Origin of the sequence: Streptomyces parvulus (assembly GCF_014648855.1) — a bacterium.
Taxonomy (GTDB): Bacteria; Actinomycetota; Actinomycetes; order Streptomycetales; family Streptomycetaceae; genus Streptomyces; species Streptomyces parvulus.
Genome location: NZ_BMRX01000008.1, coordinates 247,793 through 259,734, shown reverse-complemented (window position 1 = coordinate 259,734; position 11,942 = coordinate 247,793). Strand labels below are relative to the sequence as shown.

Genomic DNA, 11,942 nt, shown 5'->3' with positions numbered 1-11,942 from the left:
GTCACTCCGTGACGGTGGGCGGCTCGGCCAGGAACGGACGCAGCTCCAGCCACTCGTGGATCGGCCTGCCGCCCGCGCCCGGGGCCGCCGACAGCTCGCCGGCCAGCTCGACGGCGCGCTCGTAGGTGTCGACGTCGATGATCATCCAGCCGGCGATGAGGTCCTTGGTCTCGGCGAACGGGCCGTCGGTGACCGGGGGGCGGCCCTCTCCGTCGTACCGGACGAAGGTGCCCTCGGGGGCGAGCGCCTGGCCGTCGACGAACTCGCCGGTCTTCTCCAGGCGGTCCGCGAAGTCCCGCATGTACTGCATGTGCGCCGAGATCTCCTGCGGCGTCCACTGGTCCATCGGTACGTCGTTGACCGCGGCCGGGGCGCCTCGGTAGTGCTTGAGCAGCAGGTACTTGGCCATGATGCGTCTCCTCGGTGCTGGTGCGGTCCATTGTGGCCGCGTGCACCCCTGGGACGGAGCGGCACGGGGGTTCTCGACATCGCGGGCCGGATTTCCCGGAGATTTTTTCGGCGCCGTCCGCCGCCCCTCTGACCTGCGGTGTCGCCGCTCTGGCGCGGAGTGACGCCATGTGGCACCAGTAGGCGCCATCATCTCTCTTGCGTATGGCGCCATTGTGGTGCCATGATGACGTCACGACGTCAGCGGGGCGTCGGAACGCACCGCACTTTCGTCCCCAGCCGCTCACTCCTCCGAAAGGGAGGGCCCCATGCCTTCTGCTGTCATGCCCACATCCGGCCGCGGTGCCGCAGGGGGGCCCGCGCCGGCCGCGATCTCCGCCGTCGGTCTGCGCAAGTCCTTCGGTGACAAGGTCGTCCTGGACGGCATCGACCTGCGGATCCCGGCCGGATCGGTCTTCGCGCTGCTCGGTCCGAACGGGGCGGGCAAGACCACCGTGGTCAAGATCCTCTCGACCCTGATCACCGCCGACGGCGGAGAGGCCCGGGTCGGCGGTCACGATCTCGCCACCCAGGCGCAGTCGGTGCGTGCCGCGATCGGTGTCACCGGCCAGTTCTCCGCGGTGGACGGTCTGATCACCGGCGAGGAGAACATGCTCCTGATGGCCGACCTGAACCACCTGTCCAAGGCGGAGGGGCAGCGGGTCGCCGCCGAACTCCTGGAGCGCTTCGACCTGGTGGAGGCCGCGAAGAAGCCCGCCTCGACCTACTCCGGGGGTATGAAGCGGCGTCTGGACATCGCCATGACCCTGGTGGGCGGCCCGCGGATCATCTTCCTCGACGAGCCCACCACCGGCCTCGACCCGCGCTCCCGCCACAACATGTGGAGGATCATCCGCCAGCTCGTCACCGGCGGCACCACGGTCTTCCTCACCACGCAGTACCTGGAGGAGGCCGACGAACTCGCCGACCGCATCGCCGTGCTCAACGGCGGCCGCATCGTCGCCGAGGGCAGCGCCGACGAACTCAAGCGCCTCGTCCCCGGCGGTCACGTCCGCCTCCGCTTCACCGACCCCGCCGCCTACCGCGCCGCAACCGACGCCCTCGCCGACGCCGCCCGCGACGACGAGGCCCTCACCCTCCAGATCCCCAACGACGGCACCCAGCGCGAACTGCGCGCGGTCCTCGACCGACTGGACGCCGCCGGTATCGAGGCCGACGAACTGACCGTCCACACCCCCGACCTCGACGACGTCTTCTTCGCCCTCACCGGCTCCACCGCCGTCCCCGCCCAGGCCGACCAGTCCAAGGAGACCGTCCGATGAGCACCCTGTCCCTCGCCGTCCGCGACTCGACCACCATGCTCCGCCGGAACCTCCTCCACGCCCGGCGCTACCCCTCCCTCACCCTCAACCTGCTGCTCACCCCCGTGATGCTGCTCCTGCTCTTCGTCTACATCTTCGGCGACACCATGAGCGCGGGAATGGGTGCCGGCGCGGACCGCGACGCCTACGTCGCCTACCTCGTCCCCGGTCTGATCCTCATGACGATCGGCAGCACCACGATCGGCACCGCCGTCTCCGTCTCCAACGACATGAGCGAAGGCGTCATCGCCCGCTTCCGCACCATGGCCATCCACCGCGGCTCGGTGCTCATCGGACACGTCATCGGCAGCGTTCTCCAGTCCGTCCTCAGCGTCGTGTTCGTGGGGGTCGTCGCCGTCGCGATCGGCTTCCGCTCCACCGACGCCACGGCCCTGGAGTGGCTGGCCGCGTTCGGGCTGCTCGTCCTGTTCGCCACCGCCCTCACCTGGATCGCCGTGGGCATGGGTCTGATCAGCCCCAACGCCGAGGCCGCCAGCAACAACGCGCTGCCGCTGATCTTCCTCCCGCTCATCTCCAGCACCTTCGTGCCGATCGACGCGATGCCCGGCTGGTTCCAGCCGATCGCCGAGTACCAGCCCTTCACCCCGGCCATCGAGACCCTGCGCGGCCTGCTCCTCGGCACCGAGATCGGCCACAACGGATGGCTCGCCCTCGTCTGGTGCCTGGCGCTCACCGTGCTCGGCTACTTCTGGTCGAAGTCGGTCTTCGACCGCGACCCGCGATAGCACCGGACCGGCTCCCGGCCGGCGGCCCAAGGCGGCGCACCCCGACACCGAGTCGGGGTGCGCCGCCTTTTTGGCGGCACCTGGACGCCAAAAAGCGCTAGCGATGGCATCATATGTGTGCCATAGTGGTGTCATCACAGTGCAGGCCATCGGCAGGGGGGAAGAATCATGGAGAAGGTGACCGCGGACAGAGCGCACGGCCGGCAGCAGGAGGCGCCGGGCGCCCTCGCCGCCTTCGCCCGGTTCGTCGCCCTCGGCGGCGGCGTGGGGCTGGCCTCCAGCATCGCGGTGGCCGCCCTCGCCGCCCGGCTCCCCTGGGCCCTGGCCAACGCCCTGGTCACGGTGGTCTCCACGCTGCTCGCCACCGAGCTGCACGCCCGCTTCACCTTCGGCGCCGGCGGGCGCGCGACCTGGCGCCAGCACACCCAGTCGGCCGGGTCGGCGGCGGCCGCGTACGCCGTGACCTGCGTGGCGATGGCCGCCCTGCACCAGCTGGCGGCGGCCCCCGGCGCGGTCCTGGAACAGGTCGTCTACCTGTCCGCCTCCGCCCTCGCCGGCGTCGCGCGCTTCGCCGTACTGCGCCTCGTCGTCTTCGCCCGCGGCCGTACCCGCCCCGCGGACGGCGGCCGTACCGGGGACGCCGGACCGGCTCAGTCCAGCCCCGACACCTCGAACACCGCCCGGGCGGTCTCGCGGTCGACGCGCTTGGCGAGCCGGCCCAGCGCCGCCCCGCCGCGGGTCAGCGACCCGGAGGCCACCGAGAGCCGGGTGTCCTCGGCCGGCCGGTACCGGAGCGGCGGGTTGGCGACGAGCGTCGCCGGGTCCAGCTCCACCCGCCCGCCGAAGGCGTCCCGCAGGACCAGGCGCTGCGAGACGCCGTCCACGCAGCGCACCGACACCAGCCGGTCGGTGCGCACCAAGTGCTCGCGCAGCAGCCCACGCGCGGCCGGCCGGCCCCGGCCCGTCGTGACCCGGCACGGGCAGAGCACGGCGAACAGCAGGAGGCCGAGCGCCGCCCACAGCACCGAGCGGGCCGGGCGGTGGTGCCCGCCGCCAGGTCAAGCAGCTGGAGCGCGACCGGCAGGGCCGCGGCGCAGCGGACCGCGCCGCGCAGCTCCCCGGCCCAGCGGGTGTCGTATGCCGTACCGGCGGCCGGCCGCGAACGTGCCGACCCCCGCGCGTCGTCGCGGCGTCCCATGCCGCTGAAGGTAGGCACCGGCACCGCCGCCCCGCGCCCCTCCTGACGCCTCCTGACGGAACCCCTGCGTACGAGCCGCCGCCGTCCGGGAAGGCGGCGATCTGAGGCCGGCCGGCAGGCCCACCGGCACGGCGTGCTCACGCCGGCCGCCGTCTCCGCCGTGCTGCCGGTGCTCTCCGGCGGCGACACCAACACCTTGGTGCCGCTGTTCGCCATCGGGGTCTTCGTCGACTTGACCCTCGCCCAGGCCGGCATGGTCGTGCACTGGTGCCGGGAGCGCGGCGCCCGATGGCGCGCGAGGACCGCCCTCAACGGCACCGGCGCCCTGCTCGCCGGCGTGTCCGCCGTCGTCGTCACCGCGACCAGGTTCCAGGACGGCGCCCGGCTCGTCGTGATCGCGCTGCCGCTGCTGGTCCTCGCCTTCGAGGCCGTCCGGCGCGCCTACGCCCGGATCGGCGAGCGGCTGGGCGTCGGACGGCTCCCCGGCCGCTCCCCGTCAGGGATGCGTCAAAGGCGTTCGGGCGGCCGTATGGAAGCCATCAACGGTGGCCGGAAACGGTCGAGGAGGGGTTTTCCTCGACTTGTCAGTTCCCTGCCCGAACCTCTTAGGAGTTGCGATGGCCGACGTGGCCTTCGTCGTCACCACGATCGCGGTGTTCGCGCTGGTGGCCCTCGTCGCCAAGGGGGTGACGAAGCTGTGACCGCCGAGAACATCGTCGGCCTGGTCGTGGCCGTCGCCCTCCTGGGTTACCTCGTCCTCGCCCTGATCTACCCGGAGAGGTTCTGAGCACCACATGAGCCCCGTCCTCGCCGGCGTCCTCCAGCTGCTCGCCCTCATCGCGGCGCTGGCGCTCGCCTACATACCCCTCGGCAACCACATGGCCCGGGTCTACACCTCCGACAAGCACTGGCGCGTCGAGAAGTGGATCTACAAGGGCATCGGTGCCGACCCCGACCGGGAGATGCGCTGGCCCGCGTACCTGCGCGGCGTCCTCGCCTTCTCCCTCGCCGGCGTCCTCTTCCTCTACCTGCTCCAGCGGCTCCAGGGCGTGCTGCCCGGCTCCCTCGGCTTCGCGTCGATCGACCCGGACCAGGCGTTCAACACCGCCGTGTCCTTCGTGACCAACACCAACTGGCAGTCGTACTACGGCGAACAGGCCATGGGCCACGTCGTGCAGACCGCCGGTCTCGCCGTGCAGAACTTCGTCTCCGCCGCCGTCGGCATGGCCGTCGCCGTCGCCCTGGTACGCGGCTTCGCCCGATCCCGCACCGGCGAACTGGGCAACTTCTGGGCGGACCTGGTGCGCGGCGTCGTCCGCGTACTGGTGCCCATAGCGGCCCTCGCGGCGGTCGTCCTGGTCGCCTGCGGGGTCATTCAGAACTTCTCCGGCATCCACCAGGTCGGCCAGTTCCTCGGCGACCCGCAGCAGTGGAACGGCGGCGCCGTCGCCTCCCAGGAGGCCATCAAGGAGCTGGGCACCAACGGCGGCGGCTACTTCAACGCCAACTCCGCCCACCCCTTCGAGAACCCGACGCCCTTCTCGAACCTCTTCGAGATCTTCCTGATCCTGCTCATCCCGTTCTCGCTGACCCGGACCTTCGGCCTCATGGTCGGCTCGGTCCGCCAGGGCTACGCGATCCTCGGCACGATGGCCGCCATCTGGGTCGGCTTCACCGCCCTGATGATGTGGACCGAGTTCGCCCACCACGGACCCGCCCCGGAACTCGCGGGCGCGTCGATGGAGGGCAAGGAACTCCGCTTCGGCGTGGGCGCCTCGTCGATCTTCGCGGTGGCGACCACCCTCACCTCCACGGGCGCGGTGGACTCCTTCCACTCCTCGTACACCGGACTCGGCGGCGGCATCACCATGCTCGGCATGATGCTGGGCGAGATCGCGCCCGGCGGCACCGGCTCCGGCCTCTACGGCATGCTGATCATGGCCGTCATCGCGGTGTTCATCGCCGGCCTGATGGTCGGTCGGACGCCCGAGTACCTGGGCAAGAAGATCGGCACCCGCGAGATCAAGTTCGCCGCCTGCTACATCCTCATCACGCCCGCCCTGGTGCTGGTCCTCACCGCCGCCGCCATGGCCCTGCCGACCCCGGGCGCCTCGATGACCAACAGCGGGGCGCACGGGTTCTCCGAGATCCTCTACGCCTACACCTCGGCCTCGAACAACAACGGCTCCGCCTTCGCCGGCCTGAACGCCGACACCCAGTGGTTCAACAGCACCCTGGGGCTGGCGATGCTGCTCGGCCGCTTCCTGCCGATGGTGTTCGTCCTGGCGCTCGCGGGCTCCCTCGCCCGGCAGCAGCCCGTACCCGCCTCGGCCGGCACCCTGCGCACCGAGAAGCCGCTGTTCGCCGGCCTGCTCGTCGGCGCCATCCTGATCATCACCGGTCTGACCTACTTCCCCGCGCTCGCCCTGGGGCCGCTCGCCGAGGGGCTGGCGGCATGAACACCGAGACGCGCACGACCGACACCCGGAAACACGAGGACGCCATGTCCACAGCCACCCCGACCAGGGCGCCGCACAGCGACGCGCCCACCGGGCACAAACCGCAGGAAGGCCGTGTGGGCGCGGGCCTCTTCGACCCCGGGCAGCTCCTCAGGTCGCTGCCCGACGCCTTCCGCAAGCTGGACCCGCGGGTGATGGTGAAGTCGCCCGTCATGTTCGTCGTCCTGGTGGGCTCCGTCCTGACCACGGCGTTCGCCTTCGCCGACCCCGGCGACTGGTTCGGCTGGACCATCAGCGCCTGGCTCTGGCTGACCGTGCTCTTCGCCAACCTCGCGGAGGCCGTCGCCGAGGGCCGCGGCAAGGCGCAGGCCGACACCCTGCGCCGGGCCAAGACCGACACCGTCGCCCGCCGCCTGGTGGACGGACGCGAGGAGCGGGTGCCCGGCACCGGCCTGCGCGTCGGCGACCTCGTGGTCTGCGAGGCCGGCGACGTCATCCCCGGTGACGGCGACGTCGCCGAGGGCGTCGCCTCCGTCGACGAGTCGGCGATCACCGGCGAGTCCGCCCCCGTGATCCGCGAGTCCGGCGGCGACCGGTCCGCCGTCACCGGCGGCACCAAGGTGCTCTCCGACCGGATCGTCGTCAGGATCACGACGAAGCCGGGGGAGACCTTCATCGACCGGATGATCAACCTGGTGGAGGGCGCGGCCCGGCAGAAGACGCCGAACGAGATCGCGCTGAACATCCTGCTGGCCTCGCTGACCGTCGTCTTCCTCCTCGCCTGCGCCACCCTGCCGCCCCTCGCGGACTACGCGGGCACCGACCTGACGATGGTCGTGCTGGTGGCCCTGCTGGTCTGCCTCATCCCGACCACCATCGGCGCCCTGCTCTCCGCGATCGGCATCGCGGGCATGGACCGCCTCGTGCAGCGCAACGTCCTCGCCATGTCGGGCCGCGCCGTCGAGGCAGCCGGCGACGTCTCCACCCTGCTGCTGGACAAGACCGGCACCATCACGCTCGGCAACCGGCAGGCCGCCGAGTTCGTGCCGGTCGGCGACGCCACCGAGGCCCGGCTGGCGGACGCCGCCCAGCTCTCCTCGCTGGCCGACGAGACCCCCGAGGGCCGCTCCGTCGTCGTACTCGCCAAGGAGCGGTACGGGCTGCGCGAACGCGACCGGGGCGAGCTGGTGGGCGCCGAGTGGATCGAGTTCACCGCCCAGACCCGGATGTCCGGCGTGGACGTCGGCGGCCGCAAGGTCCGCAAGGGCGCGGCCGGTTCGGTCACCGCCTGGGTCCGCGAGCGCGGCGGCACGGTCGCCGAGGGCGCCGGCGAGGCCGCCGACCGCATCTCCGCGGCGGGCGGCACCCCGCTGCTGGTCGCCGTGGAGGACGGCGACGGCGCCCGCGTCCTCGGGGTGATCCACCTCAAGGACGTGGTCAAGCAGGGCATGCGGGAGCGGTTCGAGGAACTGCGGCGCATGGGCATCAAGACCGTCATGATCACCGGCGACAACCCGCTGACGGCCAGGGCGATCGCCGAGGAGGCGGGCGTCGACGACTTCCTCGCGGAGGCCACCCCCGAGGACAAGATGGCCCTGATCAAACGGGAGCAGGCCGGCGGGAAGCTGGTCGCGATGACCGGCGACGGCACCAACGACGCGCCCGCCCTCGCGCAGGCCGACGTCGGCGTCGCGATGAACACGGGCACGTCGGCCGCCAAGGAGGCCGGCAACATGGTCGACCTCGACTCCAACCCGACCAAGCTCATCGAGATCGTCGAGATCGGCAAGCAACTCCTCATCACCCGCGGCGCCCTGACGACGTTCTCCATCGCCAACGACGTCGCCAAGTACTTCGCGATCATCCCGGCGCTCTTCGCGGCCGTCTACCCGGGCCTGGACAAGCTCAACATCATGGGGCTGTCCTCCCCGGACTCCGCGATCCTGTCCGCGGTGATCTTCAACGCGCTGGTCATCGTGGCCCTGGTGCCCCTCGCCCTCAAGGGCGTGCGCTACCGCCCGGTCAGCGCCGACCGGCTGCTCCGCCGCAACCTCGCCGTCTACGGCCTCGGCGGGCTGATCGCCCCCTTCCTCGGCATCAAGGCCATCGACCTGCTCATCTCCCTCATCCCCGGGATCGGCTGACCGCCATGAACACCTCCGTCACCAACACCGCCCGGCTGCTCGGCGCGGGCCTGCGCGCCCTGCTCGTGCTGACCCTCCTCACCGGCGTCCTCTACCCGCTGGCCGTCACCGGCATCGCCCAGGGACTCTTCGACGGCAAGGCGAACGGCTCCGAGGTCGAGTCCAACGGCGAGGTCGTCGGCTCGTCCCTGATCGGCCAGGCCTACAACCTGCCGCTGAAGGAGGGCCAGGAGACCCCGGCGCCCGACCTCAAGTGGTTCCAGGGCCGCCCGCAGAACGGACTCGGCAGCAACAGCGTCAACACCCAGTACCGGCTCATCCTGTCCGGGGCCACCAACCGCTCCGCCGACAACGCCGAGCTGGTCCAGTGGGTCAAGGACGCCAAGGCCGCCGTCGTCAAGGACAACTCCGTCCCCGGCCATCCGGTCAACCCCGCGGACGTGCCCGCGGACGCCGTCACCTCCTCCGGCTCCGGCCTCGACCCTGCCATCTCCCCGAAGTACGCCGACCTCCAGGTCCAGCGGGTCGCCGAGAAGAACGGCCTGCCCGCCGACCGGGTCCGGAAGCTGGTCGACGAGCACACCGAGGGCCGCACCCTCGGCTTCATGGGCGAGCCCCGGGTGAACGTGCTCGAACTCAACATCGCGCTCAAGGACCTCGCGGCGGCCGGCCGCTGATGGCCTTACGCGCACGCCGTCGGAGCCGGCCGGCCGGAACCCGTCCCCGGCCGCCGGCTCCGACCACACCCAGGACGTGTCGATTCGACGGGAAATCCGACGGGAAAGGCGCACAGCGATGACCCGGGTGCTGGTCGTGGAGGACGACCCCCGGCTCGTCCGCGCACTCGTCCTGAACATGCGGGCCCGCCGCTACGGCGTCGACGCGGCACCCGACGGCACCACGGCCCTGCGCCTGGCCCAGGCCCGCCGCCCGGACGTGGTCGTCCTCGACCTCGGACTGCCGGACAGGGACGGCGTCGACATCATCAGGACGCTGCGCGGCTGGAGCCGGGTGCCGATCCTGGTGCTCTCGGCCCGCCGGGCGTCCCGCGAGAAGGTCGCCGCGCTCGACGCGGGCGCCGACGACTACATCACCAAGCCCTTCAGCATGGACGAACTCCTGGCCCGCCTGCGCGCCGCCGTCCGCCGCACCGACGCGTCCCCCGGCGCCGCGACGACGCTGGTCACCACCGACGAGTTCACCGTCGACCTGAGCGCCAGGAAGGTCCGCCGCTGCGACCGCGACGTCCGCCTCACGCCGACGGAATGGCACCTGCTGGAGATCCTGGTCACCCACCCCGGCCGCCTCGTCAGCCAGAAGCACCTGCTGCGCGAGGTCTGGGGCGAGGCCCGCGGCAACAAGACCAACTACCTGCGGGTCTACATGGCCCAACTGCGCCGGAAACTGGAGACCGACCCCTCCCACCCCCGCTACCTCGTCACCGAGGCCGGGATGGGCTACCGCTTCGAGCCGGGGGAGGCCGCATGACGTTCCCCCGTCCCGGCGGCGAGGGCGGCACGGGTCCAGGCGGCGACCGCGGCACGGGTCAAGGCGGCGACCGCGGCATGAAACGGCTCTTCCACGCGCTGCTGCTCGCCGCCGCGCTCGTGTTCACCGCGGGCCTGCTCGCCGACTCGCTCTGGCTGCTCGGCATCGGCACCTGGACGCTCATCGCGGCGCTGCTCGTCGAGCTGGTCCACCGGCCCTGAGGCCCACCCCGTCAGCGTCCCGTCAACAACGCCCCCGCCCCCGTCAGCGTCCCGTCAGGGACCACCCCGGACCCGGGGGCACCGGGCATAGCGTCGAGGAAGAGCCCCGGCCCGCCTCCCCGCGCCGCCCGGGGCCACGCACACCACACGCGCGCCCCGCGCACACCCCGGGAGGACCCCATGGCACAACCCCTGTACGGCGAGGACCCCGAGCCCTGCGAACCGTTCCCGGCCGGACCCCTGTACGTCCCGGTCCGGCCGGGCCCCTCCGGATGCGCCACCCGCCTCTTCCGCACCCCGCTGGGCCGCCGCACGGCCGTCGCCTTCACCTCCGAGCGCGCCCTGGCCGCCGCCCTCGGCACCGGCCAGCCCTGGATCCGCCTCGCCGAGCCCGCGCTGCGCGCGCTGACCGCGCCGCTCGGCGTCACCACCGTCACGCTCGACCCGCGGTTCGCCGCCCCGGCCGCCACGCCGGCCGCCGCCGCGTCCGCCGTACGGCCGTCCGCCCCGCTGCTGCGGGCCGGCTGAGAGGGGTTGCCCGGTATGACCACCGTCCACGTGCCCGCGGCCCGCGCCGCCCGCGCCGACCTCTCGGTCTGGCCCGCCTCCACCACCGACCCCGCGCACGGCGAGCTGTCCGTGGGCGGCGTCCCCCTCACGGAGCTGGCCGACCGCTTCGGCACCCCCGTCTACGTCCTCGACGAGGCCGAGGTCCGCGAACGCTGCCGCACCTACCGGCACGCCTTCCCCGACGCCGAGATCCACTACGCCGCCAAGGCGTTCCTGTGCCGGGCGATGGCCCACTGGGTCGACGAGGAGGGCCTCGGCCTGGACGTCTGCTCGGCCGGCGAACTCGAACTCGCCGTCACCACCGGTTTCCCGCCCGAGCGCATCGTCCTGCACGGCAACGCCAAGTCCCCGCGCGACCTCGAGACCGCCCTGCGGCTACGGGTGGGCCGCATCGTCATCGACTCCCCGTCGGAGATCGCGCGCCTCGCGGCCGCCGTGGGGCCGAACGGCAGCCAGAAGGTGATGGTCCGCGTCGTGCCCGGCATCGGCGCGGGCGGCCACGAGAAGATCCGGACGGGCACGGACGACCAGAAGTTCGGCCTCTCGATCTCCGACGGATACGCCCAGCACGCCATCGCCCGCATACTCGACCAGCCCCAGCTGCGGCTCACGGGCCTGCACTGCCACCTGGGTTCCCAGATCACCGGCGTCAAGCCGTACCTCGTCGCCGTGCGCCGCATGGTCGGCCTGATGCTGCGCCTGCACGAGCAGCACGGCCTTGTCCTGCCCGAACTCGACCTGGGCGGCGGCCACGGCATCGCCTACCGCCCCGGTGAACCGGCCCTGGACCTGACGGCCCTGGCCCGCCGGGTGCGCGCGGAGCTGTCCGACGCGTGCGCCACCGCCGGCCTCCCCGTGCCGCGCCTGATCATCGAACCGGGCCGGGCCATCGCCGGGCCCGCGGGCGTCGCCCTCTACCGGGTCCTCGCGGTCAAGCACACCGGCGAGAAGGTCTTCGTCGCGGTGGACGGCGGCATGAGCGACAACCCCCGCCCGGCCCTGTACGGCGTCCGCTACGCGCCCGTCCTGGCGGGCCGCCGCAGCACGGCCGCCCCGGCCCGGGTGACCGTGGTGGGCCGCCACTGCGAGGCGGGCGACGTGCTCGCCGCCGACGTCGAACTGCCCGGCGACGTACACCCCGGCGACCTGCTCGCCGTACCGGTGGCCGGCGCGTACCACCTCTCCATGGCCTCGGCCTACAACCTGGTGGGCCGCCCGCCGGTCGCCGCGGTGCGCGACGGGCACGCCCGACTCCTGGTCCGCCGGGAGTCGTTGGCGGACATCCGGAGCCGCGACGTGGGGCTGTGACCACGCACGCCGACGGGGGCCGGGGCGAACGCCCCGGCC

At 72.4% G+C, this 11,942-nt stretch carries 11 protein-coding genes and 2 pseudogenes; 12 read left to right on the top strand and 1 reads right to left on the bottom strand.

What is annotated here, in order from left to right; genetic code table 11:
* Position 1: 1 nt before the first annotated feature.
* On the bottom strand, positions 2–409 hold the full coding sequence (locus tag IE108_RS17425; RefSeq protein WP_064728421.1) for a YciI family protein: 408 nt from the start codon (positions 407–409) through the stop codon (positions 2–4).
* 307 nt (positions 410–716) lie between these two features.
* Between IE108_RS17425 and IE108_RS17420 the strand changes: the two genes are divergently transcribed.
* The 12 genes and pseudogenes from IE108_RS17420 to lysA all read left to right on the top strand — a co-directional run bounded on the left by IE108_RS17420 (position 717) and on the right by lysA (position 11,903).
* The gene (locus IE108_RS17420) at positions 717–1,730 is read left to right on the top strand and encodes an ATP-binding cassette domain-containing protein (RefSeq protein WP_079163545.1); all 1,014 of its coding nucleotides are present in this window, start codon (positions 717–719) and stop codon (positions 1,728–1,730) included.
* Positions 1,727–2,515, top strand: coding sequence for an ABC transporter permease (locus IE108_RS17415; protein ID WP_064728419.1), 789 nt, complete (start codon positions 1,727–1,729; stop codon positions 2,513–2,515). The genes IE108_RS17420 and IE108_RS17415 overlap by 4 nt, the downstream gene beginning before the upstream one ends.
* Positions 2,516–2,683: 168 nt before the next feature.
* Positions 2,684–3,142, top strand: a pseudogene (locus IE108_RS17410) (GtrA domain-containing protein); the annotation flags it as partial.
* A 674-nt stretch (positions 3,143–3,816) separates the two neighbouring features.
* Positions 3,817–4,197 (top strand): annotated as a pseudogene (locus tag IE108_RS17405) (amino acid permease); the annotation flags it as partial.
* Between the two features lie 213 nt (positions 4,198–4,410).
* A complete protein-coding gene (gene kdpF / locus IE108_RS34685; protein ID WP_018533641.1) occupies positions 4,411–4,500 on the top strand; it encodes a K(+)-transporting ATPase subunit F in 90 nt (29 codons plus the stop codon).
* 7 nt (positions 4,501–4,507) lie between these two features.
* Positions 4,508–6,172 carry a potassium-transporting ATPase subunit KdpA gene (gene kdpA, locus IE108_RS17400; RefSeq protein ID WP_064728417.1) on the top strand — a complete coding sequence of 555 codons (1,665 nt, stop codon included), beginning with the start codon at positions 4,508–4,510 and terminating at the stop codon, positions 6,170–6,172.
* Positions 6,169–8,316 (top strand): potassium-transporting ATPase subunit KdpB, encoded by a 2,148-nt coding sequence (gene kdpB / locus IE108_RS17395; protein ID WP_189397689.1) that lies wholly within the window; start codon positions 6,169–6,171, stop codon positions 8,314–8,316. The genes kdpA and kdpB overlap by 4 nt, the downstream gene beginning before the upstream one ends.
* Positions 8,317–8,321: 5 nt before the next feature.
* Entirely contained in the window at positions 8,322–8,993 is a 672-nt protein-coding gene (locus IE108_RS17390) for a potassium-transporting ATPase subunit C (protein WP_064728416.1), read from the top strand.
* A gap of 118 nt (positions 8,994–9,111) precedes the next feature.
* A complete protein-coding gene (locus IE108_RS17385) occupies positions 9,112–9,804 on the top strand; it encodes a response regulator (protein ID WP_064728415.1) in 693 nt (230 codons plus the stop codon).
* Entirely contained in the window at positions 9,801–10,025 is a 225-nt protein-coding gene (locus tag IE108_RS17380; RefSeq protein WP_064728414.1) for a hypothetical protein, read from the top strand. Before IE108_RS17385 ends, IE108_RS17380 begins: the two co-directional genes overlap by 4 nt.
* A gap of 180 nt (positions 10,026–10,205) precedes the next feature.
* A complete protein-coding gene (locus IE108_RS17375) occupies positions 10,206–10,553 on the top strand; it encodes an SAV_915 family protein (protein WP_064728413.1) in 348 nt (115 codons plus the stop codon).
* Positions 10,554–10,568: 15 nt separating this feature from the next.
* The gene (lysA, locus tag IE108_RS17370; protein WP_064728412.1) at positions 10,569–11,903 is read left to right on the top strand and encodes a diaminopimelate decarboxylase; all 1,335 of its coding nucleotides are present in this window, start codon (positions 10,569–10,571) and stop codon (positions 11,901–11,903) included.
* The last annotated feature ends 39 nt before the right edge of the window (positions 11,904–11,942 follow it).